Source organism: Desulfogranum marinum (assembly GCF_016918565.1).
Classification (GTDB): Bacteria; Desulfobacterota; Desulfobulbia; order Desulfobulbales; family Desulfobulbaceae; genus Desulfogranum; species Desulfogranum marinum.
Genome location: NZ_JAFFQD010000008.1, coordinates 1 through 24,575, shown reverse-complemented (window position 1 = coordinate 24,575; position 24,575 = coordinate 1). Strand labels below are relative to the sequence as shown.

Annotated in this window: 20 protein-coding genes and 1 pseudogene; 10 read left to right on the top strand and 11 right to left on the bottom strand. The window is 46.4% G+C overall.

The window, feature by feature from the left end:
* Nucleotides 1-703: 703 nt before the first annotated feature.
* The 6 genes and pseudogenes from JWH17_RS06530 to JWH17_RS06500 form a co-directional block, all read right to left on the bottom strand.
* Nucleotides 704-1,405: an ABC transporter ATP-binding protein gene (locus JWH17_RS06530; RefSeq protein WP_205221786.1), complete on the bottom strand. Its 702-nt coding sequence runs from the start codon at nucleotides 1,403-1,405 to the stop codon at nucleotides 704-706.
* Complete coding sequence (locus JWH17_RS06525) at nucleotides 1,392-2,162, bottom strand: ABC transporter ATP-binding protein (RefSeq protein ID WP_205221785.1); 771 nt, start codon at nucleotides 2,160-2,162, stop codon at nucleotides 1,392-1,394. The genes JWH17_RS06530 and JWH17_RS06525 overlap by 14 nt, the downstream gene beginning before the upstream one ends.
* A complete protein-coding gene (locus tag JWH17_RS06520) occupies nucleotides 2,162-3,040 on the bottom strand; it encodes a branched-chain amino acid ABC transporter permease (RefSeq protein WP_205221784.1) in 879 nt (292 codons plus the stop codon). The genes JWH17_RS06525 and JWH17_RS06520 overlap by 1 nt, the downstream gene beginning before the upstream one ends.
* Nucleotides 3,040-3,839: pseudogene (locus tag JWH17_RS06515) on the bottom strand (branched-chain amino acid ABC transporter permease). Before JWH17_RS06515 ends, JWH17_RS06520 begins: the two are co-directional and overlap by 1 nt.
* A gap of 170 nt (nucleotides 3,840-4,009) precedes the next feature.
* Nucleotides 4,010-5,095 carry an ABC transporter substrate-binding protein gene (locus JWH17_RS06505; RefSeq protein WP_205221781.1) on the bottom strand — a complete coding sequence of 362 codons (1,086 nt, stop codon included), beginning with the start codon at nucleotides 5,093-5,095 and terminating at the stop codon, nucleotides 4,010-4,012.
* A gap of 110 nt (nucleotides 5,096-5,205) precedes the next feature.
* The gene (locus tag JWH17_RS06500; protein WP_205221780.1) at nucleotides 5,206-6,324 is read right to left on the bottom strand and encodes a M20 family metallopeptidase; all 1,119 of its coding nucleotides are present in this window, start codon (nucleotides 6,322-6,324) and stop codon (nucleotides 5,206-5,208) included.
* A gap of 320 nt (nucleotides 6,325-6,644) precedes the next feature.
* On the opposite strand from JWH17_RS06500, the gene JWH17_RS06495 reads away from it, so the two are divergent.
* The 10 genes from JWH17_RS06495 (at nucleotide 6,645) to JWH17_RS06450 (ending at nucleotide 18,851) form a co-directional block, all read left to right on the top strand.
* Nucleotides 6,645-8,477 (top strand): SLC13 family permease, encoded by a 1,833-nt coding sequence (locus tag JWH17_RS06495; RefSeq protein ID WP_205221779.1) that lies wholly within the window; start codon nucleotides 6,645-6,647, stop codon nucleotides 8,475-8,477.
* Between the two features lie 118 nt (nucleotides 8,478-8,595).
* On the top strand, nucleotides 8,596-10,182 hold the full coding sequence (locus JWH17_RS06490; protein ID WP_205221778.1) for a cation:proton antiporter domain-containing protein: 1,587 nt from the start codon (nucleotides 8,596-8,598) through the stop codon (nucleotides 10,180-10,182).
* On the top strand, nucleotides 10,179-10,865 hold the full coding sequence (locus tag JWH17_RS06485) for a potassium channel family protein (protein WP_205221777.1): 687 nt from the start codon (nucleotides 10,179-10,181) through the stop codon (nucleotides 10,863-10,865). Before JWH17_RS06490 ends, JWH17_RS06485 begins: the two co-directional genes overlap by 4 nt.
* A complete protein-coding gene (locus JWH17_RS06480; RefSeq protein WP_205221776.1) occupies nucleotides 10,862-11,443 on the top strand; it encodes a hypothetical protein in 582 nt (193 codons plus the stop codon). The genes JWH17_RS06485 and JWH17_RS06480 overlap by 4 nt, the downstream gene beginning before the upstream one ends.
* 431 nt (nucleotides 11,444-11,874) lie before the next feature.
* A complete protein-coding gene (locus tag JWH17_RS06475) occupies nucleotides 11,875-13,689 on the top strand; it encodes a putative Na+/H+ antiporter (protein ID WP_232370946.1) in 1,815 nt (604 codons plus the stop codon).
* Between the two features lie 211 nt (nucleotides 13,690-13,900).
* On the top strand, nucleotides 13,901-15,031 hold the full coding sequence (locus JWH17_RS06470; RefSeq protein WP_205221775.1) for an MGDG synthase family glycosyltransferase: 1,131 nt from the start codon (nucleotides 13,901-13,903) through the stop codon (nucleotides 15,029-15,031).
* 6 nt (nucleotides 15,032-15,037) lie between these two features.
* Nucleotides 15,038-15,598 carry a DedA family protein gene (locus tag JWH17_RS06465; RefSeq protein WP_205221774.1) on the top strand — a complete coding sequence of 187 codons (561 nt, stop codon included), beginning with the start codon at nucleotides 15,038-15,040 and terminating at the stop codon, nucleotides 15,596-15,598.
* Nucleotides 15,599-15,603: 5 nt separating this feature from the next.
* Nucleotides 15,604-16,758: a glycosyltransferase gene (locus tag JWH17_RS06460; protein WP_205221773.1), complete on the top strand. Its 1,155-nt coding sequence runs from the start codon at nucleotides 15,604-15,606 to the stop codon at nucleotides 16,756-16,758.
* A gap of 328 nt (nucleotides 16,759-17,086) precedes the next feature.
* Nucleotides 17,087-17,902, top strand: coding sequence for a UDP-2,3-diacylglucosamine diphosphatase (locus JWH17_RS06455; protein WP_205221772.1), 816 nt, complete (start codon nucleotides 17,087-17,089; stop codon nucleotides 17,900-17,902).
* On the top strand, nucleotides 17,859-18,851 hold the full coding sequence (locus JWH17_RS06450) for a glycosyltransferase family 4 protein (RefSeq protein ID WP_232370945.1): 993 nt from the start codon (nucleotides 17,859-17,861) through the stop codon (nucleotides 18,849-18,851). The genes JWH17_RS06455 and JWH17_RS06450 overlap by 44 nt, the downstream gene beginning before the upstream one ends.
* Before the next feature lie 4 nt (nucleotides 18,852-18,855).
* Here the strand turns inward: JWH17_RS06450 and JWH17_RS06445 are convergent, their stop codons facing one another.
* The 5 genes from JWH17_RS06445 to JWH17_RS06425 form a co-directional block, all read right to left on the bottom strand.
* Nucleotides 18,856-19,551 (bottom strand): hypothetical protein, encoded by a 696-nt coding sequence (locus JWH17_RS06445; RefSeq protein WP_205221771.1) that lies wholly within the window; start codon nucleotides 19,549-19,551, stop codon nucleotides 18,856-18,858.
* Entirely contained in the window at nucleotides 19,548-20,882 is a 1,335-nt protein-coding gene (locus tag JWH17_RS06440) for a PhoH family protein (RefSeq protein ID WP_205221770.1), read from the bottom strand. Before JWH17_RS06440 ends, JWH17_RS06445 begins: the two co-directional genes overlap by 4 nt.
* Nucleotides 20,827-21,600, bottom strand: a complete 774-nt coding sequence (locus tag JWH17_RS06435) for a DUF1045 domain-containing protein (RefSeq protein ID WP_205221769.1) — start codon at nucleotides 21,598-21,600, stop codon at nucleotides 20,827-20,829. The genes JWH17_RS06440 and JWH17_RS06435 overlap by 56 nt, the downstream gene beginning before the upstream one ends.
* A 409-nt stretch (nucleotides 21,601-22,009) precedes the next feature.
* Entirely contained in the window at nucleotides 22,010-22,687 is a 678-nt protein-coding gene (locus tag JWH17_RS06430; protein WP_232370944.1) for a response regulator, read from the bottom strand.
* 12 nt (nucleotides 22,688-22,699) lie between these two features.
* On the bottom strand, nucleotides 22,700-24,223 hold the full coding sequence (locus JWH17_RS06425; protein WP_205221767.1) for an ATP-binding protein: 1,524 nt from the start codon (nucleotides 24,221-24,223) through the stop codon (nucleotides 22,700-22,702).
* Nucleotides 24,224-24,575: the final 352 nt, after the last annotated feature.

Sequence of the window (24,575 nt, the reverse complement as noted above, 5' to 3'; positions counted from 1 at the left end):
AGGATGAAAAATGATATTGATTAGCTTAACTCCATCTTTGAACAACTCTCACTCAGCTTTCAAACGGTTGGCTTGCTGGTATTATATGAAAAAGCCTGCCGAACAGCAGATGCTGGAGTGCATTATCAAGTGCTGCATCTTTGCTTCAAATCACAGCAAATATTGCGCCATTTTGGTGGTGGATGTAGCCAAAGGAACGTGTTCAAATCTCACAGAGAACCTACAGCGTTAAAGGGACGATGAGAAAAAGAAATTGTGGTGCATATGCACCACAATTGGTGGTGCATATCAAGCAAGTGGTTCAAAATGAACAACCAATAAGCCATGGTTGCCAATTTTTTTTTAATGGGTTGTGAGATGGGGTGGAAAGGGAAAATTAAAAATTAAAACCACCAGACCCTGAATGAAAATAATCACTTGAAATAAACTGGATAGATATTGTCCTTTAAGCTTATTTTCAGGTCAGTTTGATTGGTAACTATTTGGAAAAATATCAAAAAGTTTAAACATGCTGCTGATATGACATGGTGTATGCAATGTAGTGGGGCTGATGTTAAACTTGGGGCAGACAGCAGGTCTACAAAGGAAACATGGTCTAACTGTGTTGGCAGTACCTGTCTTGATGTATCAGTGGGTAATTGTGTCGTCTGTCATACACGGCAACACTTCCAGCATTGCTGAAGCAAGTAAAGCGGCAGCCCATTTACCCACCAAGGTAGAGTCTTTGAACCTCAGGGTCTTTGAGTAAGTGCCGACCAGTTCCGGTCAGGCGATTTTTTCCCGATTCCAATACGTAGCCTCGATGGGCAATGGAAAGTCCTTTGCTGGCATTTTGTTCCACCAGTAGAAAAGAAATACCCTGTTGATTGAGGCTGGAGATAAGAGCGAATATCTCATCCACGATCAGAGGAGAGAGGCCAAGAGACGGTTCGTCGAGCAATACCAACTGGGGAGATAGAAGCAGAATTCTTGAAAGGGCAAGCATCTGCCGCAAGCCACCGGAGAGCGATCCAGCAGGATCACCAAGTTTGTCTTTCATCCATGGAAAGGTTGCAAGGACCGTTTCCATACGCTTTTGAAAGAGGTCCTCGGAGATAAAAATCCGGCTCAGGTTCAGGTTTTCCTTGAGGGAAAGGCTGGGAAAAACATTGCGACCTTGGGGCACAAAAAGAATACCCATTTTTATTTTTTCAAAACAATTTTTTCCGGAAACGTCGTGGCCGTTAAAAAGGACCTTGCCTTTGGTAGGGCGCAGCTGACCGGCAACTACTCGCAAAACCGTTGATTTACCGGCACCGTTGGGGCCGATAAGGCACACGGTTTCGCCTTTTTCCAGGGTAACGCTCAGGTCCGTGAGGACGGTAAGCTCGCCGTATCCGGCAGTAATGGAATCAAGCGTCAACATAGCCATCGCTCCCAAGATATGCCTGTATGACCTGTCTGTCTCTTCGTGCCGCTTCAGCAGTGCCATTAAAGATGAGTTCGCCTGCATCCAGGACCAGAACCCGGTCACACAGCTGATTCACCAGCGGAATATTATGTTCCACCAAAAAAAAGCGCATCCCTTTTTGTGTTAATGTCTGTAATATTTCTACCAGAGATTGGATAAGGGTCGGGTTAATCCCGGCGGTGGGTTCATCCAGCAGGACCAGTTTAGGATCGGTCATCATAACCCTCCCTATTTCCAGCAGTTTTCTTTGCCCGTAGCTGAGACTGCCTGCAGGCTCTTTTGCAAGTCGGCTAAGATGGAGCAGGTCCAGGATTTCGTAGGCTTTTTCCTTGATGGCCTTTTCTTCGCGCTGAACCTGGCGTGGAGAAAAAAAAGTTTTTATCAGAGATTCACCGGCTTGGGGGGTGGGGATAGCTGTCAGGTTATCGAGCACGGTCATGAAGGTAAGCATCCGACTGTCCTGAAAGGTACAGGAGAGCCCTTGGTGACAGCGTTTGTCCGGGGACAGTGTATCAAGCTGTTTGCCGTTAAAGTGTACCGTTCCTTTGTCTTGCTGATAAAAACCCATCACCACGCTGAAAAGGGTGGATTTGCCGGAGCCATTGGGGCCGATCAGTCCGGTTATCGGCGTATTGTCATCCAGGTCAATGGTTACATTATGCAACACCTGGTTGCCGCCAAACTGTTTAGATATAGAATGCAATTCCAGCATCAGGTTTCCTGCAGTAAATGTGATTCAGCTACTATTCCCTGGGGTCTGCGGAGCATGAGCAGTACCAGTACCAAGCCAAAGAGCATGCTTTGGATATGGGCGACACCGGCTGTCATGGAAGCGGGGAGAGGAAGAAAACGCAGTCCTTCCCCAACGGTAATCACCAATAGGGAACCAAGTATCGGGCCGAACAGAGTCCCTCTGCCGCCGAGAACAACGCATAAAATAACGAGCACCGTCAGTTGCAGGCTGAAATCATTGGGACTGATGTAGCCGATGTAATGGGCCCAAAGCCCTCCGGCAAGGCCGCCAAAAGCGGAGCCGACAGCAATGGTCCTGATTTTAAAGGAGACCACGTTTTTGCCAAATGCACGGGCCACGTACTCATCTTCCCTGATAAGTTTGAGTGTCCTGCCAAATGGAGAAGAAAGAATTATTTTGAAACAGAGCAGGGAAAGGGTGGTGAGCAGAAAAATAACGATAAGAGCCGCCATATTGGCAGAGAGTCCCAGGATTTCTATTCTTGGAATGCCGGGAATACCCATGGGGCCGCGGGTCAGCCAACGTTCATTGAGCAGGAGCAGGCGGATCATTTCCGCAAAGGCCAACGAAGCTATCCCAAAATAATCGCCGGTGAGCCGCAGCACAGGCCAGGCAAACAACAGGCCTACCACAGCGGCAACCACCATACTTAACAGCAGACCTCCCCAAATAGGGTAACCGGCAACCGTGACCAAGGCTGAGCTATAGGCACCAATGGCAAAGAAGCCGACATGGCCGAAATTGTAGAGCCCTGCGTAGCCGAGTTCCAGGTTAAGGGAAGATGAAAAGAGAATATAAATAAGACAGAGGATCAGGATGTGCAGCCCGTATTCCATCAGCGCATTCCTCCTGTTGCAGACCCAAGTATCCCCTGGGGCCGGAAGAGCAGAACCAGGATGATGAGGACAAAGGCACTTAGGTCTTTATATCCAGGAGAAATAAATGCGGTGCCCATATTTTCTATGATACCGATGCAAAGCCCGCCTAAAAGTGCTCCCCACACATTACCAACCCCGCCAAGCAGGACTGCTGCAAAGGCTTTAATCATGAACGCAAGTCCCATCATTGGATCCAGGTTGGTGTCCAGGGCTAAAAGGAAACCCCCGGAAGCGGCAAAGACTGCAGAAATAGTCCAGACAAAGATACTTACCTTTTTGGTGGAAATACCATAAATGCCAGCAAGTTCAATACTGTCAGAGACGGCACGCATGGATTTACCGATCAGGGTTTTGGTAAGGAGCAGATAGAGGAGTAAGAAAAACAGGAGCGACAGCAACACCATGGCTATCTGCACATAGGTTATAAATATGCCGCCAAGCTCAATGCTTTCGTAAAAGACGGTTGTGTAGGAGCGTAGGTCTGAACCGAAATAGAGCTGCAGCGCACCCCGCAATAAAAACGATAAACCTATGGAGGCAATGAGCAGAGTAACCGGCTGAGAGTTTTTGAGCGGGCCGAAGACCAACTTATTCTGAAGTTGAGCAAGCACAATAACCAGCAACAGAGCAGGGACAACAGCTCCCCATAGGGGCAGATGAAAGGGAGTGGAGGCAAACAGCAGTACACTCCATACGCGCCCCATGCAATTAATTCACCATGGGCAAAATTGATGAATCTGAAGATGGAATAGATCATCGTCAGGCCTAACGCAAAAAGGGCATAAACGCCTCCTGCGACAATGCCGTTTATAAGTAACTGTAAGTAATACACAGTATGTTGTTTTTACCTCTTGAGGAAGGACTGTGGGGTGCCGGGAGGGGGACAGGCGAATATGGAGTTAATATTCGCCTGTCTTGCGTGATGGATCAATATTCTACTATTTTGCCGTCCTTTACGGTCCAGCGACCATAGGTTGCTCCCACATCCCCATTTTCATCAAAGGTTTTATCACCGGTTATGCCAACAAAACCTTTAGAGGACTCCATGAGTGCAGCGCGAATAGCGTCTGCATTGAAAGCCTCGGCATTGTTGAGTGCTTTGGCCAGCAGGTGGACCATGTCGTAATTGTATTCGCCGAAGATAGGGAGTTTTTTCTCGGGATATTTGGCGGCAAAGGCGGTTTTGTAATGTTCGTAGCGGTCGCCTTCCTTGGAAAAAGTAGGGTAGGTACCGATGATGCCTTCCGCTGTTTTTCCTGCGAGCTCTACCAGCTTGGGTGATTTTGCTGCGGATCCCATCAGCCACTTAGGGGTAAACTTCATCTCGTACGCCTGCTTGAGCAGGGTGCCACCTTCCTTGATATAGGTAAGGTTGACAACTGCGACCGGTTTTTTACGCTTAAGCCGCATAAGTTCGGAACGGTAATCAGCCTTGCCTTCGTCGTGGGCAAATTCTTCTATAATTTTGCCATTGAATTTCTGTTTGAAAACCTCGGCTAGCCCTACGCCCCAGTCGTTGTTGATATAGGTGAGTGCTACTTCCTTATAGCCAAGCTCTTCTGCAAGCTCCGCTACCCCGATTCCCTGGAGCATATCAGAGGGAAAAACTCTAAACACATACGAGCCGCATTGGCTGATGTCGGAAGCGGCGGATTCGGAGCCGATAAAGATGGTTTTTTCGCGTTGGGCAATGGGGCATGCTGCCAGGAAGTTTGAGCTGGCAGCCGGTCCGATGATAACGGGAAGCTTTTCAATGGAAATTAATTTCTGCAGAGCAGACACCGTACCTTGAGCTGTTGAGAGGTTGTCTTCATAAACAACTTCCAGGTTTTTCCCTTTAATTCCACCTGCTGCATTCACTTCCTCCACAGCCAGATTGATGGCTCGTTGAAAACCTTCTCCATACACTGAAATTTTTCCGGAAAGTGGTTGGACAGCGCCAATCTTTACCGTTTCCGCATACGCAGCTGTTGCCAGGAAAAAACAAAACAGGGCGCAAGTAATTCTTTTCATACATTCCTCCATGTTGAAACTTTTCAAGGTACCCTATGGTGTGCACCACCCGTAAAGGGTACTGGCACATCTTTAGAAGAGACTTTTGAGCCAAAATTAAAGGACCTATTTTAACAACACAATCGAGATAAAATCTCAAGATATATATCAAGCCCTTCCCGTAAATCTGCAATAGCTACATGCTCATTCACCTGGTGAGCCATGCCCGATTCTCCGGGGCCTAAAATAATAACCGGCACCCCGCCAAGACCGGGGCCAAGCAAACCTCCATCTGTATAGAAGGGGGCAATATGGGATTCATGTCGACAGCCGCGGATAAGGTCGCAGCAGTCAATCACCGATTTGACAATATCGAGTTCAGGATCTGTCCATAACGGAGGAAGATTAAAGATAGTCTCAAGCTCCGCATCAAGATGGGCGAGCAATGTCTTAATTTTTGAGAGGATAGCATCGTTAGGCAACGCGATAGTGGAACGACTATCTATGCCGAGTTCTGCACGATCCGGGACTGAGTTATAATTGTCGCCGCTTGCAAGCTTGCTGGTAACAAGTGTCGGCTCTCCCATTGCCGGGTGAGAGTATCCACTCACAATACCATTGTTCAGTGTAACCACTGCCTGGGCTGCTTTAAGCAGAGCATTGTCCCCAAGATGGGGAAATGCTGCGTGGGCAGTGGTGCCATGAAAGGTTGCTTTTACCCAGAGAACACCTTTGTGACCAAGACACGGCACGTTGCCTGTGGGTTCCGCTACTAAGACACAGCGAGCCTGGGGCAGAACCTGTTCCTGAATGAGCCTGGAAACACCACCGCACCCAATTTCCTCATTGGCAGAGAGGATAAGTGTGATGGGGATATCGGTAACCTTTGCGGCAAAGTGGATGGCAGCTGCAACAAGAACAGCAACGCCGCCTTTCATATCTGCAGAGCCTCTGCCATAGAGTTTGTTATCGTGAACTTCTCCTGACTGGGGAGGTCTTTTCCAGGGTTGTGCACCAAAAGGGACGGTATCAAGATGACCTGATAAAATTACCGCAGGCTGGTTTAATCTTCCTCGGTGGGCTACCAATGAACTTCGGTTAGGACCGTATTGGTACTCCTTGATGGAAAAGCCTGCCTCCTTAAGCAAGGGGGCGAGGACTCGCACTGCATCGGTTTCGTTACCAGGTGGATTAACCGTGTTAATGCGCACCAGGTTTTGAGCTAATGAAAAGGCAAGGGTATGTGGCATAATACTATTATGGTTAGATGAACCGGTTATTTTGGGTAGACTTTTTTTGAACTCGTCATCATTTAGTCAGTGATGGCGACTTTTGCAACCAAGGACAGGTAACAGGTTCTGCTGCCTCTCGTTGATTGGCAAGAGAGTGGGCAAGCAGTTCATGAAGCTTTGAGGAAGAGAAATGTATCCCGGTAACGGGTCTCTTAAATAAACGCTATGGAAAATTACTGAAAAATTAGTAGAGTGGAGATTCTATTACATTTTTTATCTATTCAAAGAGGTTTCAGGAACAAGGCAAGGGAAAAGAAGATTATAACAAAAGGGCAACCATGATTGGACAGGAAATGTTTCTTTCTTTGACACTTTTGACAGGTACAGTGTTTCTGTTGGTAACACAGCTCTTTCGGGCGGACCTGGTGGGGCTGCTTGTTGTGGTCGGGTTGATGATAAGCGGCGTATTGACCATTCCTGAGGCCCTTTCTGGATTTTCTAATCCTGTTGTTCTTATTGTTGCCTCAATGTTCATCGTTAGCGAGGCGGTTGTGCACACCGGTATTGCCCAGCGTCTTGGTGAGTGGGTCATTCAATACGGCGGCAAGAGCGAACTGCGGCTGATGATTTTGCTCATGGCCTTTGCCGGTTTGGTTGGATCTTTCATGAGTTCCACTGCCACGGTGGCTATTTTTATTCCTGTGACCATTGCAGTGGCTGAGAAAGCCGGCCTCAATCGAAAACGTTTGCTGATGCCGCTAGCTGCCGCTTCCTTAATCAGCGGCATGATGACCCTTGTCGCCACGTCCCCGAACATTGTCGTCAATAATGTGCTCAAGGAACACGGCCTTGAAGTTTTGCCCTTTTTTAGTTTTACCCCTTTTGGCGTATTGGTGCTGATTCTTGCCATATGCTTCATGGGAATATTCGGGCGAAGCATGCTTTCCAAAAAGGCGACCATGCCTGTTGGAAAACAGGGGCGCTCCATTAATGATCTTGATCAACACTATCACTTGGGGCAGCAAGTCTACTTGCTGGAGGTGCAAGCCGGTTCGCCCCTTATCGATAGGGCCGTAGCCAGGATTCAGCTACGGGAAAAGTATTGTGTCAACCTGGTTGCCATTGAAAAGACTGTAAATGGTAGGCCGGAATTTGTTACAGCAAGGCCCGAGACTGTCTTTTATCACAATGATATTTTGGTGGTCCTGGGAGAGGAAGAACATCTTGATAAGTTGCTCAAAGAGTTAGGGGTAAAAAGGATGCTTCGCCCTTTCGACCCTTTCAGGCGCAAAGAGTTTTTCCAGGTGATAGGTGCTGCCGAGGTGATGCTGACTCCGGATTCCAGTTTAATCGCGAAAACACTCAGAGAAATAGGATTCCAATCCAGATTCAAGTGCCAGGTCCTTGGCATACGGAGAAAGATGGAGGCTATCACAACCGATATTGCTAACCTGCCCCTGCAATATGGTGATGTGTTGCTGGTGTGCGGTGCTTGGACTGATATCCTCCGTTTGCGAGAAAAGCGCGACGACTACCTGCTATTGACCCTTCCGGTTGATTACCATGAGGTTATTCCAGCAAGGAAAAAGGCGCCGCTGGTGCTCGCTATCCTGGGGGTGATGATCTCTCTGCTGGTGCTGAATGTAGTGCCGACCGTGACCGCAGTCATGCTGACCGGGGTGGCTCTTGTTTTGACTCGGTGTATCCGTCTTGAATCCTTATATAAGATAATTGATTGGCAGACAGTTGTTCTTATTGCCGGAATACTGCCTCTTGCTCTTGCGCTGCAAAAAACGGGGGTGTCTGGTGCGGCTACCGACCTGTTGCTCCTTATTTTCGGCAATGTCGGCCCCTTGCTATTACTTTCGCTTCTTTTTGTTGTTACCGCCTGCACAGGGTTGTTTCTATCTAATACTCCGACTGCAGTATTGATAGCGCCTATTGCGGTAGAAATGGGCCTGCAGCTTGGCGTTTCACCTCAGGCCTGCGCTATGACTGTGGCCATAGCCTGTTCCTCTGCCTTTGTGTCGCCGCTTGGGTCACCGGTTAATATGGTTGTTTGCGAACCAGGAGGGTACAGTATCAAAGATTTTGTACGGGTTGGAACTCCACTTTTTGTACTGACAGCTATTGTTGCCGTTCTGCTTGCCTGGTTTATCTATATTTTTTAATCTGAAGAAACATCAGGGTCATGAAAGTGTAACCATCAGAATGGATAGTTAAAAGAGAGCTGCCGCCCTTTGTGTAACTTGCGGCCTGGCAGTATCAGGATACCATGTAAGAGGGAATATGGATACCGCATTTATTGTTACTGCCTTTGTTCTTGGTTTTTTTGTCAAACAAATTGGTTTGCCGCCGCTTGTTGGTTTTTTAGCCGGTGGGTTTGTTCTTAATGCCTTGGGATATACCGTTAGTGAGTTGCTCTATCAGCTTTCGGATATCGGTATTATTCTTCTTCTGTTCAGTATCGGCTTAAAGGTGCAGATCAAGAAATTGCTCCAGCCGCAAGTGTGGGGAACTGCTTCTCTGCATATGGGCATTACGGTGGTGGTGTTTGGGGCAGTTGTTTACGCTTTGAGCCTTGCCGGGTATTCCTATTTTAGTCAGCTCACCCTGAGTACCTCGCTCCTTTTTGCCTTTGCGCTCAGTTTTTCAAGCACTGTTTTTGCGGTAAAAATGCTCGAAGAAAAAGCGGAAATGGCATCCAATCACGGGCGGTTGGCAATCGGTATTTTGATCATGCAGGATTTTTTTGCCGTCATTTTCATTACCTTCTCCAGCGGCAAAGTCCCTTCACCACTCGCTCTGGGGCTGGTTGCGCTTTTCTTTCTTAAAAAGCCTTTGGGCATCATCCTTGATAAAAGCGGCCATGGAGAACTCCTGGTCCTGCTTGCCTGTATTTTACCCATTGCCGGAGCATCTGTTTTTGAATATGTGGGTTTGAAACCGGACCTGGGTGCGCTCATTTTGGGGATGATATTTGCCGGTCATCCAAAAACCGATGAACTTGCCAAGGCTATGTTTGGCTTTAAAGATCTATTTTTGGTTGGTTTTTTTCTTACGATCGGGATGGCGGATCTGCCCAACATACAGATGCTGAAGGTCGCCGGTCTGCTTGTCCTGTTTGTTCCTCTGAAGGTTATTTTGTTTTACCTGTTACTGACCAGGTATCGCCTTCGGGCAAGAACATCTCTGATTACATCGTTAAATCTAGCCAATTACAGCGAGTTCGGGTTGATCGTTGGTGCGTTAGGGGTAAGCCAGGGGTGGTTGGGGAGTGAGTGGCTGGTGATTATAGCAGTGGCTGTTTCCATCTCCATGATTGTCGCATCCCCGGTTGGCACCATGGCTCCAGCAATGTACGAGCGTTGGAATGGTTTTTTAAAGAAATTTGAAACCGCGAAAAGAATGGCTGGAGAAGAGGTCATCGATATTGGTAGCGCGACCATCGCCGTTTTAGGTATGGGGAGGGTAGGGTTAGGGGCCTACCAACATCTGGAAGAGCAATATGGGAAGCGGGTTGTCGGCCTGGATTTTGATGAACAACGGGCCGCCAAGCACCGCACAGCTGGACGTCGGGTAGTCTTTGGTGATGCCGGAGATTATGATTTTTGGCAGCGGGGGATTTCAAGGCCTGAGCAGATGCAGCTTGTGTTGCTGACCATGTCCCATGTGGCCAACCTGAAAGCTGCTAAAAGACTACAAAGTGTACACCATGAGATTGTAGTAGCCGCAGCCGCACACTATGAAGATGAGGTCGAACAGCTCAAAGATGCAGGCGTGGATCATGTGTTTAACATTTTTGGCGAAGCAGGGGCAGGGCTTGCTGATCATGTGTGTGAGTTGCAGGGAATGCCCGCAGGAGAAAAACGATGATAAGGATTAAAATGAACTCAACAGAACAGACTGGGAGTTTTCTGACACTGCTCCTCTGTTTGGTCGGACTTATGCTGGTGGCGCCGTTTGCTGAATTCCGCCATGACACACTCATTGTTGATGTTGGTAATTCAGTGGTTTTTTTTGCCGGTATTTGGAGCCTTTTTCATAACCGTAAGATACTCTGGGTTGGCCTTTTGCTTTTTTTCCCAACCATTACAGCCCGTTGGTGCTATATATATTGGCCGCAAGAGTTTCTTCTTTATGTGATTTCGGTTGGAACGGCACTGTTCATGCTTTTTAATTCCTACGCCATTTTTACATATATCCTGCACCAGCGAAAACCACGGCCAGACACAATCTATGGTGGTGTCTGTATTTATTTCTTTCTTGGTTTTCTGTGGAGTGAACTCTACGCACTCACAGAGTTGTTTGCTCCTGGTTCTTTTTCAGTCAGTGCTGCAGGTCTCTCTCTTGCAAACATGAAGGCTGAACTTAGCTATTTTAGTTTTGTGACTCTTGCCACTTTGGGCTACGGCGAGATAACACCGGTTGGCGATATGGCCAGAACCCTGGCTGTTATGGAAGCGGTCGTGGGGCAAATGTTTGTCGCAGTGTTTATTGCCCGCCTTGTCGGTTTCCATTTGGCTGGGCCACTACAATCAAAAGGAGAAAACACATGAAGTCTAAGCTATTGTTGAGTTGTTTACTGGTTTTGGTTTTTACCTCTTCTACCCTTTTCGCATCAGGGCAGGAAAATACAGATTCTACAAAACCGGGAATCGTAGATGCTGTCGTTACAGTAGTTGAAGCGACTGTGGAAAAAATTGATCACCAGAGCCGAATGGTTACGCTAAAAGGGCCAGAGGGAAATTACATTGAATTAGAGGTGGATGAGGCTGTTAAAAATCTACCGCAGGTGGAAAAAGGCGATATTGTAACAGTTGAATATATAGAAGCTGTATCAATTCAAGTTTTTCCCAAAGGCTCTGCTGTCCCAGGTCTCACGGCTATAGGGACGGAAGCTTCTGCAGAACCTGGGCAGAAACCTGCTGGTGTTGCCATCGAAGAAATTACACTGGTCACTGTCGTTGATGCAATTGATTTACAACAACAACTGGTAACCCTTAAAGGTGCAGAGGGGAGGACTAAAACCTTTAAAGCTCGCAGCCCAGAACGGTTGGCTAAAGTCGAGGTCGGGGATACTGTACAGATAACACTCACTGAAGCAATTGGCATCAGCGTGACTGAAAAAGAATAACTTCTCCCAGACGAAAACAAAATAGGCAGGTATGAGGTCGTTGATTTAAGGGTGTCTTGAAAAATCTTATTATTCAAGACACCCTAGCCTGGATTTCTCATCAATAAAGTTTTTTGCAGGGCAAGGCACAAGCCACGCAGCAGGTAAGCGTAGACTCCGATAGTAAACTACCGCAAGTGGTTTGTAACGCAGATCCTGCGGAAAAATCTATTGACCCGAAGGGGGAACTTTTTGATTGAAAACGAAAAATAGACTGTTAATTGTGCAATTACTCATTAAACAATAATATCAATTAATTGAGTTTAAAATCAAAAAGTTCATGAAAAATTCGGGCTGAGTGTATGTATAATCTGTCTCATAGAGTCAGTTGTATGCGGTGTTATACTCTTAGTTACCATTTATTCTTACAATACAAACGTGAGGTATTGTCCATGAAATTCATACGGGCCATTCTGGTGAGCTTTTTTTGTATAGCCCTTGTTTTGGTGATCATTGATCCGGCTTTATCGGCAGCTCCGGAAGGGGCTGGTTCGGTTGAATTTCCCATGCTTTTGCAAAACTATAACGATGCTGATATGGGCAGTATTGCCGCTCAATTAGTGCATCGTATAAAAGTAAAACCCTTTAATATTTTCGCCACCCTCATTTTTGTGCTGGCCATTGTCCATACCTTTTTAACTTCAAAATTCTTGTCTATTTCCCATCGCCTGCAACAAAACCATGAAAAGTTGAAAGTTCGGGGGGAGGTACCAAAAAATTCGGTTTCACATAAAGCCGAAGTCTACCATTTTTTAGGCGAGGTTGAAGCTGTATTCGGTATATGGGCTGTTGCATTAGGCGTGACCATCGTGTTGTTTTTTGATTGGTCAACCCTCAAGTATTACTTAACCGATAGGGTGAACTTTACTGAACCCCTGTTTGTCGTCGTTATCATGGCCTTAGCCGCCACACGGCCAATCCTGAAAATCTCGGAATTGGTAATGGAAAGGATTGCCGGGCTCATGGGCGGGTCGCTTGTTGGGTGGTGGTTTACTATTTTGACAATAGGGCCGTTGCTGGGTTCCCTTATCACCGAGCCCGCAGCTATGACCATTTCAGCCCTGCTCCTGAGCAGTAAGTTTTATGAACTGGAGCCTCCTGAAGGGTTTAAATATGCGACTTTGGGACTGCTCTTTGTCAACATTTCCGTGGGCGGAACACTGACGCACTTTGCAGCCCCCCCGGTGCTGATGGTTGCCAATCCATGGGATTGGGGTACCGTCCATATGCTCACGCAGTTTGGTTGGAAGGCGATATTGGGCATTCTTGTTGCCAACGGTGTTTATTATGTTGTCTACCGTCGCACCCTTGGTGAATTGGCTGAAACGTTTGAGATGCGTCGTCTTAAGGATGAAATTCGTAAAAAATACCTGTGTCGAAACGAAATGGAGACATATATCGACACAATCGGTCCCAAGGTTAGACATGAGATGCAGTTTGATGAAAAACTTGAGCAACAAGTTGCTGAAGTTGTCTCCCGCGTAAGGAAAGAGCTGGAGCCCCTTTATCTCGACAAAGTAGCGGAAACCGGTGTTGACCAAGACCTCGCTCATAAGGCATTTGAGAAACGCCTTGAAGAGGTCAAGTTGTCCAAATTACGGGAAAATTTTCCTGGTATCCTCGCCGAGTCGCAACGGGCTCCCTACATCGATCCTGAATGGGATAATAGGGAGGATAAAGTACCAGGGTGGGTGACTCTGGCACACATTTTCTTCATGGCATGGACTATTTTCAATGCCCATTACCCCGAACTCTTTATCCCTGGGTTGCTCTTTTTCCTTGGATTTGCTCAAGTAACCGCTCCTTATCAAAACCGGATAGACCTCAAACCACCACTGCTGGTCGGTTTTTTTCTTGGTGGGCTGGTCATCCACGGTGGAGTGCAGGGGTGGTGGATTGAACCGGTGCTGGGCAGTTTGCCTGAGGTTCCCCTGATGCTTGGTGCAACCATTCTCACTGCATTTAACGACAATGCAGCGATCACCTTTCTCAGTACCCTTGTCCCTAACTTCACAGATAGCTTAAAATACGCCGTGGTAGCGGGTGCCGTTGCAGGAGGTGGCCTTACGGTCATTGCCAATGCTCCCAACCCGGCTGGGCAGTCTCTTTTAAAACGCCACTTCAAAAACGGCGTTTCCCCATTGGGGTTGCTGAAAGGAGCTCTCGTGCCGACAGTAGTTGTGTGGTCCGCTTTTTTGCTACTTTAGGGTATCTTGGAAACTTCAGCTCAAGATTGCGCCCCTCTCTCTTTCGTAACTCGTTCTGTTGTTTCTTCGCCTGTCGGTAGACAAACCAAATAATAACAAATGATTCATATAGTTTTAACATCCCCCGTGTAATTTCGTAGCTTAAATAGAGGGCTGGTGACGACCCCTGTCTCACCATTCTATTGTACACAACCTCTGAAGAGTTGCGACGATGAGTAAAGCATCCAAAAAAATCCTTTTCCTTCTCTCTGATACCGGGGGCGGGCACCGGGCATCAGCCGAGGCAATTGGTGAAGCGATTGAATATTTACATCCCAGTAAATATGAGCTGGTGATAGACGATCTGTGGAAAAACCACATGCCATGGCCTATTTGTTGTATCCCTGACACCTATGGCTGGATGACCGGGCCGGGAAAATCACTGTGGCTGACCATGTGGAAACTCTCATCATATCATCGCCTGCAATCCATGCTTTTTGGCAGTTTCTTACCATTTACGACCCAAAACATGGTCAAATATATCACTTCTATTCAGCCGGATATTGTCATTTCAGTGCACCCGTTGATGAACCACCTTGGTGTTCACTGGCTGAAAAAAGCAGGGTTGGACGTTCCTTTTGTCACGGTGGTAACAGACATGGTCTCCTTTCACCCCTCCTGGATTTGTCCTGATGTTGATCGTTGTTTTGTTTCAACCAAGGAAGCATGGCTAAGGGCCGTAGAGTACGGCATGCCATACAATAAGCTCACCCTGCATGGTCATCCCGTAGGGCTGAAATTTTCCAATCTGCAGCAGGACAAGGCAAACAACAAGAAACAGCTTGGTCTTGATCCAGGCAAACCAACTATTCTTATGACGGCCGGAGGAGAAGGCCAACCGCAACTGTATAAAACAGCACGTCTTATTGCAAAAAACATTGATCACGGCCAGTTACTGATAGTTGCCGGACGAAATAAAAAACTGGAAAATCAACTCAAAAAGGTAGCCTGGAATATACCGACCAAGGTCTTTGGTTTTGTAGAAAACATGCCTACTTTGATGGGAGCGTCAGACATCCTTATCACCAAGGCCGGGCCAAGCACTCTGTGCGAGGGCTTTATTGCCGGATTACCTGTCCTGATTTCTGATTACATCCCCGGTCAGGAAACCGGCAATGTCACATTTGTCAAGCAGCACGGTGCCGGTACCTATGCCCCGCAAACAAAGCAGCTTGTCTCAACATTGAAACAGTGGCTCGATAATAGCGAGGCAACATTACAGGAACTGGCTGATAATGGGACCGCTCTCGCTAAACCCCATGCTGCGTTGCATATTGCATCAGACATTTGTCAAATAGCGTGAAAAATCATGGCGTATTTATTTCTATTTTGTGCCGTGTTGATTGAAGGGCCTATTGCTACTCTGGCTGCAGCGGCATTGGCTGCACAATCTCCAGACTTGAAGGTCGTCTATGTATTTGCAGCGGCCGGGCTTGGCAATCTTACAGCCGATCTTTGCTGGTATTTACTCGGCAGCTTGAGCAAGCATGAGAAAGTTTTAGTCTGCCTCCCTTGGCTTCGCTATCAGAAAGGATTAGTCAAACGTGCCACTTTGGAAATTCGACGCCGAGGCCTGAGGGTCTTTATCCTGACCAAGCTCGGTTTCGGTATTGGTTCAATTCCCCTGCTTATTGCAGCCGGCATGCTCCACGTAAACAGGAAACACTGGTTTATTGCCGCAGTATGCACAGAGATTGTTTGGACAGGCGCCTTGCTGCTTGTAGGCATGTTTGCAGGCAACAATTTTCGCCGGATAGTTACCGCACTGTTTGAAAATGCAATACTGTTCGGAACGAGCGCTATAATTATCATTGCAGCGTTTATGCTCTATAAAAATATTACGGCGGCATCCCACCGTACTCCCCAATAGTTCTCATGCGTATACTCTTAGCAGGGCAAACCTATTTTCGAGAAGATAATGGCCAGGCCGTCTTCACATGCCGCCTTGCCAAAGGTCTGGCAGATGCACAACACAAGGTGATGGTAATTGCACCTTCAGCAAGTGGGAAAGCCGAACAAAAGATGGTGGGCCAAGTCCGGGTTCAGCACGTGCCGACGATCCGCATGCCATTCAATACCAACATTACTTTTCGTTCAAGCCGTATTGTTGTCGATATTCTTCAATCGTTCCGGCCGGATATTATTCATTTGCAGGATCATTATTTCATTTCCGGCAACGTTTATACCTCTGCGAAAAAGTCTTCCATACCAATGGTAGGTACCAACCATTTTTTACCTGATAATATTATCGATAATCTCTGTTTGCCGCGATTTACCAAACAGGCAGCAACAAGCTTGCTCTGGGCGCACATGCTCAAACATTATAATAAGTTGAAAAAGGTAACCACTCCTACTCAAACCGGAGTGAATATCCTCTGCACGCAGCAGATTAAGCCACCCGTTGAAGCAATATCCTGCGGTATAGATACCTCCAGATTCCAGCCTCCCACTGAATTACAGAGAAACCATGGTCGGCAATATTTTACAATGGACAGCGACGCAACCGTTTTTCTCTATGTCGGTAGAATAGATCACGAAAAAGGCCTTGATACTGTGCTGGAAGCGTTTGCTGACTTTGATAATGAGCAATGTATTTTGTATCTTGCCGGTAAGGGAAGTTACAGCAGTGCGCTTACAAAAAAAAGGAATCAGCTGGGACTGCAAAAGCGGGTCATCTTACCCGGGTTTATTCCTGAACAAGATTTACCCCGTCTACTGCACAGTGCGGATTGCTTTGTCATGGCAGGGCACGCTGAGCTACAGTCCATCTCGACCCTGGAGGCCATGGCCAGCGGTCTCCCCGTTATTGCGGCAAACGCCCGTGCCTTGCCGGAGTTGGTGGAGGATAATGAAAATGGCTATCTTTTTCCGGCCCATGATAGCAAAGCCCTTGCCAGGTGTTTCCAGCTTTTTTGGGATCAGCGATCAGATTGGCAAAAATGGGGGGCGGAAAGTCGGCACCGTGCTTGCGAGCACGATCATCATCGAACGGTCCAACAGTATATAGAGTGGTATCAATCGGTGCAATGATTCGTAGCGTAAAAGCTGTTGTCAGAGCCGTTTGACAGTCTCTTTGCATCATTTGCAAAAGTTACTCCTTCGCATGATGGATTTTTTTGTAGTTCGCTTTGCTCAAAAATAAAGGAAATAAGGAGAATACAAATATAAATTCAATACAAAAAAAACAGATCCATTATCATATGAAAATATCCTCTTGGTACCATGACAAGTGTTGAAGATATACATCGTTTCGGTCTCGTGAGGCCCAGCTTTTTGCGAGTTTTGGTCAAAGGGAACTGACTGTGACGATACTGTTAATCACACTATGCATGGTTGTATCCCACACAAGGAGGATCACATGTCGCAATTACACTTCCGATCCATCTGGATATCGGATGTACATTTAGGGACAAAGAACCTGCAGAGCAAAAAGCTGCTGGATTTTCTTCAAAAAACCGAATCCGAATACCTCTACCTGGTTGGAGATATTCTTGATCTGCTCCAAGCTCAAAAAAACTGGCACTGGCCGGCAATTAATACCCGGATTGTGCAGGCAGTTTTTGATAAGGCCGCCAATGGAACCAAAGTTTATTACATTCCAGGTAACCATGACCATGTTCTTCGCCAGTTCAGCGGCAACACCATTAACAACATCCAAATCGAAAACAATGTTATCCACACTACTGTTAATGGTGGTAAATATCTGGTTATGCACGGTGATAAATTCGATCCTGTCATTCAAAAAAGTCCTTGGCTTGCAAGCATTGGCAGTTCGTCCTATGCAATGTTGCTCGTCGTCAACCGGTGGCTGAATGTCGGCAGGAGGATGATGGGAAAAGATTACCGTTCCATTTCCGCCTGGATGAAACATCAGGTGAAAATTGTAGTTAACTACATGGGGCAGTTTGAAGATGTAGTTACTCAGGAGGTCGTAGAAAACGATGTGGACGGTTTGATCTGCGGGCACATCCATAAAGCCGGAATTCGAGAGATAGGTAACATCCTTTATACAAATTCCGGAGACTGGGTGGAAAGCTGTACGGCGTTGGCCGAGAATAAGGAAGGTAGACTCGGCGTTATAGAATGGGCCCAAAACACCAACTATGAACACATGGCAGCTAAAGAAGATTATGAAGATATGTATCGCGACAGATGCCTGGCATCCTCAAATTAACGGGGTGGTTACCACACTGAGCAAAACCATCCAGACCCTGAAGAATTGGGGACATGAAGTCGTAACCATTACCCCAGCTCAATTTACCACTATTCCTTGCCCGACCTACCCGGAAATCAGGCTTTCACTTGTTACCAAAAAGAAGGTCCGCAAAATTTTGAAAACTGAACACCCGGATGCAGTACATATCGCTACAGAAGGTTCCATCGGCTGGGCAACGCGAAGGGCCTGCAAAGAGGCTGGATTGGAATTCACGACCTCCTACCATACCCGTTTCCCGGAGTATATAAAAATGAGGCTCCCTGTTCCTCTGGCAACGAGCTACTGGGTTGTTAAACGATTCCATGGAGCTGCAAAGCGAACAATGGTTGCGCCAACGTTGATTGATGAACTACAACTTCGATCTTTTGAAAATCTTGCCCCTTGGTCAAGGGGCGTTGACACAACCCTTTTTAAGCCGAGGCCAAAAGATATTCTGCAAAGTAAACGTCCTATTTTTGTCTATGTGGGAAGAGTTGCGGTGGAGAAAAATTTACCTGCATTTCTTGATCTGGATTTACCTGGATCAAAATACGTCATCGGCGACGGGCCGGCTTTACAAGAATATAAAAAGAAGTATAAGGAGGTCGTTTTTACCGGCACTAAAAAAGGAGAAGACCTTGCAAGTCATGTGGCGGCTGCAGATGTATTTGTTTTTCCCAGTCTTACCGACACTTTTGGAGTGGTGTTGCTTGAGGCAATTGCATGCGGTGTTCCCGTAGCAGCGTTCCCGGTAACAGGGCCAAAGTTTATCGTCAAAAACGGTACCAGTGGATTTGTCAGCAATGATCTGCATTATGCGGCCATGGAGGCACTCAAAGTTGCTCCCGACAGCTGTCGCCAGGCAGCCGAAGCCTATGCATGGGAGGCATGTACCAAACAATTTGTTAACAATTTGGCAATAAACTAACCTGCTATTTTTTCCTACTCTCCTGGATAAGCTCGATAATGGTTTCACTTGTCCCCGGAAGTCCGTGGACACCACGATACTCTACAAAGAGACCGTCACTTTTCCGAAACCAGTAGGAGGCATGCCAGAAAGCGCCAAGCCATCCGCTCTTTTTAATCTCGACTTCACAGATATCGTCCATTTTGTCTTCGATTACAGACTGTTGACAGTCTTTTTTATCAGCCTTAAGTGTAACCAGTTCAAAATTGTCAGGTCGTATGATCCAAAAATTTTGTTCAGTTTGTATGCCTGTTGCCATGGATCGAAGGCTGAATGAAAGCGGTTGAAACCATGGACGGGCATCAATGGTGATCTTTTGATCAATCGTACTGCCATCCATTGTGCCGAAAAGATGCACAGTGTTACCCTCCCGGCGTGCTGTCATTCGCTCACCATTGCTTTTTTGCACAGTCCAGGAAAGGGTTGCCCCATCAGCTGTGCAAACTGTTTGAAACTGTTTTTTCGGCTGGATAGATGAAATGATAAACAGTTCATTTCGCTGTTCGAGGCTCCACGTGTAGTCTATCTGCTGTTCATCACCGGTTCGTTCCCTGTATGCATATACATCTTGTGCCACAGCCCATGACTTTGTGGTCAGGGCTGCAGCAAACAAGATAATGCAAAGAACGGTATCCGGCCGCCATGGAGTAAGAAATGTCACAATAATTCACTGGCAAGCATTGATAATTCCGACCTCTCTCCTTTAGCAAGAGTGATATGCGCATAGAGGGGATGTCCCTGCATTTTTTCAATCAGATAACTTAATCCATTTGACTGACTGTTCAGGTAGGGGTGATCGATCTGATGAATATCGCCTGTAAAGACAACTTTGGTCTCTTCTCCGGCTCGAGTGATGATTGTTTTGACCTCGTGGGGGGTAAGATTTTGCGCCTCGTCGATGATCATATATATTTTTACCAGACTTCGACCACGAATATAGGCAAGCGGTTCAATAACCAATTTTTTTTCTTCCAGCATTCTGTCAAGTCGTTGATTGGCCGACGACTGTTCCGGAAACTGTGCTCGAATAACAGATAAATTATCATACAATGGCTGCATGTAAGGACTTATTTTCGATTGGATGTCACCGGGTAAGTAGCCAATGTCTTTGTTTGAAAGTGGGACGATGGGGCGGGCAAGCATTATTTGCCGATACTGTGATCGCTGCTCTAAAGAAGCCGCTAAAGCAAGGAGGGTCTTTCCTGTTCCTGCTTTTCCAGAAACAGTAACCAAGGGAATAGTGGGATGGGTGAGGGCATGGGCAGCAAAGCACTGCTCTGCATTGCGGGGGACAATCCCGTAAACACTTCTTTTTTGCACATTGGTAATGGCTCCCGCCTTGGCATGGAAAAAAGCGAGAGCGGATTGCAGGCCATGTCTTAAAACGAGGTATTCATTTGCGAGCAGGGGAGGTTCCACTGCCACCCGCTCCGGTGGAATACCATGAACCGTTTGGTATAAATTTTCTATGATCTGTGGTTCCTCTACCTCCACATGGCGGTTACCGGTATAGATGGTTTTGCACTCTTTGACATGGTCGCTGGTGTAATCTTCAGCCATCAAGCCAACGGCTTTTGCTTTCATCCGCAGGTTGATATCTTTGGTCACAAGAATAAACCGGCGATCACTGTCCTGATGAGCAAGGTGATAACTGATATTGAGAATTTGGTGATCTGCTTTTCCCACAGCAGGGAAATGGTCACGCAGGTCGCTATGGAGAGGGTGCTCAAGCTTGATACTCACCCTTCCTTTGTCGGGACCAATCTTAACACCTCCGTTAAAAAGCTTGTTGGCACTTAAACCGTCAAGGATACGGACAAACTCGCGGGCGTGATAATTTAAAGATTGACTACCTTTTTTAAACCTGTCCAGTTCTTCAATAACAGTTATAGGGATAACAATATCGTGCTCGTCAAAGTGGTGGATGCAGGAAGAATCATGGAGCACTACGTTGGTATCCAGAATGAATGTTTTTGGTTGTGTTGTTTGCATAACGTTGGCGTTTTTCTTCCTCTGAAGGATGCGGAGTGAATAAAAAGCGGTGAAAAAAGCGTAACGGCTCTCCTGGACCATTTTCAACAAAAAGAGAAATCGCATCAATCATAAGAGGATCCGCACACGTAGCAGAAAAATATCTGTTGAGCGCAGAATAAATCACCTCCTTTTCGGCTGTATGATTTATGTGGGAAGTTAACCAGATCCGAAAACGATATTGGTTAAAGACGTAAGGGTACCCCCAATTTTGGAGATTTTGTTTTTCCTGGGTGCTGAGAATTCCGGCTTTTAATCGAGCGTACTCACTGGGGGTCAGAGGAGCGCTTAATCGATTGATAATTTTGACGGCATCACCTGTCAGATGGAGCAGTCTATTGGGTAAGTGTTCTGTTTCGAGGTAAAATACACCTACATCTTGGTCAATTTTCAGGGGGGAAACGACTAGTGGTGTTTGCTGTACGGCAAATTTTTCAAGCTCTTCAAAGAATGTTTTTAAGGTAACCTCTGCAGCAAGCCGGAAAGGAAATCTTATAACGGCCTGCAGCCCGTAATAACGGGCATAACTGGTCAGTTCCCATAACCTGTCTGCGGAAATGCCCTGGACCTGGGGTTGGGAAATGTTTTCACCGGAGTAGGTATTTCTCCCAAGCCAGTGACTTCCTGCTTGAAAGAGTTGACTGGAGACAGACGGCGAAAAAGAAAGGGCGTAGCGCATAAAAGGTTCCTTGATGAAAAACATTGTCTGGATCAGGGGCTACATGCCTTTTCGCTCCAAACTCTTTTCCTAAAGTATGCCACCAGCCTTTTAATGAACGGTTACAGCTTTGTTAAAAGTATATGAGTGTTTAAAGAATCGGTTGCGGCAAGCGAGTATCTTTTTGCAGGGGAACTTGAATTATTAGTGAGTTCGTTTGAGATCAGGTAAGCAAAGACTCCGGTTGCCTCTCTATGCCTTGAAGTGGTAACTGTCCGAAGAGGTAAGCGACAAACGGGAGACTCCGTGGGGTACCTGTGAGGAGTTACAGGTACTTTTCAAATAGATGCCGGAGCCCCGTTTGTATTACTTTGAAGTGACACATATCTTTAATATGTTTAAAGCCGGATTCTGCGTCCACCTGCTGATATTAATCAGGGATGTGCAGCTCATACTTATACCCAACTCCATACACAGACTGAATAATTTCCAAATCCGGATCAATTGCTGCTATTTTTCTCCGTAGATTTTTTATGTGACTGTCAATCGTCCGGTCATACACAATACGTTGATCTGGGTAAATACGTTCCATCAACTGGTCACGGGAGAAAATTTGCCCAGGTCTGGCAGCAAGAATATTCAGCAAACGGAACTCCACCGCCGTTAAATCAAGTTTTTTCCCAAAAAGACTTGCCACATAGCACTCTTGGTCAATGACTAACATTTCTTCATTTTTCTTAGGCGGAAAATTGCGACGCAATACAGCCTTGACCCGGGCCACAACTTCCCGCGGGCTAAAGGGTTTACAGATATAATCATCAGCTCCCAACTCGAGGCCAAGGAGCCTGTCGATTTCTTCAACACGCGCGGTAACCATGATGATAGGGAGGTTGGAAAACTGACGGATTTTTTTGCAGATATCCAGGCCATCGCATCCCGGCAGCATCAAATCGAGCAGGATAAGGGACGGCATGTTTTCTTTTACCCATGGCGTAACTGCATTTCCATCATCCAGGACGTGTGTTTCATACCCTGCCTGCTCTAAATATTTTCGATGAATTTCCGCAAGTCTAGGCTCATCTTCAACAACAAGGACCATCTGTTTCATAATATGTTCCATTCACGTGGCTCGAGGTAATCTGATAGTAATCTGCAGGCCGCCGAGGGGTGAATCCGCAGCATCAATATACCCCTGGTGAGCTTCAATAATATTTTTACAAATAGACATTCCAAGACCAGCGCCACCCGACTTGCGATTACGGGACGCATCTGCACGAAATAATCTATCAAATATACGGGGAAGTTGTACCGGCGAGATACCCGGTTCACTGTCCATAATCTGGAAAGAGATCGTTTCAGCTGTCATTGATACACGTATTTCGACTTCTCCGGGTGAAGATGTGTAACGCAGGCTATTTTCGAGTACATTTGTAAAGAGCTGCTGCATGCGGTCAGGATCGGCCAGCAGTGTGACAGGTGGGAGGTTTTGTGGGACCACGCTCAGTTGCAAATCTTTTTTCAGGTACCGTTGTTCAAAAAGATCTACCGTTTCCATCAGGGTTTGACAGATATCAACATTGATTTTTTTATAATTCAATGCGCCGATATCTGTCATGGAAAGCTCATACAGGTCATTTACCAGTCTTCCCATGTGCAGAATCTCACCATGTAGTCCAGCCAGGCTCTGCGCATCTGTTTTTTGAATACCATCCTGCATAGCTTCAACTTCACCCAGGAGAATCGCCAGCGGGGTACGGAGTTCGTGAGAAATATCCGCCACCCATAGCTGCCTGGCTTTTTCATTTTCTTCCAGAGTGTTAGCGAGGTTGTTAAAATGTTCAGACAAGGTTCCCAGCTCATCTCTTGTGGTTACAGGGATGCGCGTTGAAAACCAGCCGCCAATGAGTTTTCTGGTGCCTTCAATGAGTTCGTTAATCGGTCGTATAAGGTGACTGGTAACAAGAAAAGAGACCAGAAAAGAAAATATGACCATCACCGCGGTTACCACAGCAAATGATACTGTTTGTTGTTCTACAAAAAGTAGGTCGCCGGCTTCTGAAAGTTCCTCTACTGGTACAACTCCTAGATAACCGACTGTCTCCGTTTTGTAGACGATGGGGCGAAAGGTGATATTTTTACTATCTTGAATCGGTTCTCCAATAATTTTTTCTTTCTCAACGTTTACAAGAAGTATTCGTGGTCCTAAAAAAGAACCACCTTTTGGCGGCGGATGTTCAATTTCCCGATGATGAGGTTTGGGGCCGTTGTGGCTAGGTGGACTGCCGAGCTGTTTTCCTCGCCTCTGTTGAGAAAGAGGAAAAGGGAGTGATTCTCCGGTTATTATAGAGTGCAGCTGAACCCACAGTTCATAGTTGTCGACCATAAAAAGCCAATTACCATGCGAACCATATTCTTTACTGAGCAGTTCAGCCAAAAGGTCGAGTTCTTTTATTTCCTGTTTATTGACGTAATTGATAAAGCCTCGATCAAAATTCCATTGGAGGAAGAGAAAGAGGACCGCTGCAACCACTAGACTTGTTAACAGAAGAGTAGAAAAAAGTTTATGTCGTATTTTGAGTTTCACGCGGATCGGGACGGATTTTGGTTGTTGAAAAGTGTTTGCTTCGCATGGTGTTTTTGTCATGCTGTAGCAGTTAAATGATGTAGCTAATCCGATTCTACACTGCAAATATGCAAGGAATATGGACTCGCCCGGATTTATGGGCATGATTTCAGCAAAAAAGAGGACAGAACTATTTAATAAAGTGAAGATTTCTTCTATAGATTATGACTATCAAAGTTATTGCCGGGAAAAGATAATTCAAGACAAACATAGCGATGTCCAGGAATTATTTTGGACTGTGGATAAACAGGAATTATGTTGCGAGATTAATTATGTTGTGTCTTTTCTTCTCTGTTTGCTTTTCTTCCCTCTTTTTGTAGTTGGCATTTTTTATCTCTTCTTCCTCCCTTTTCTTTGGATTTCCTTCTTTTTC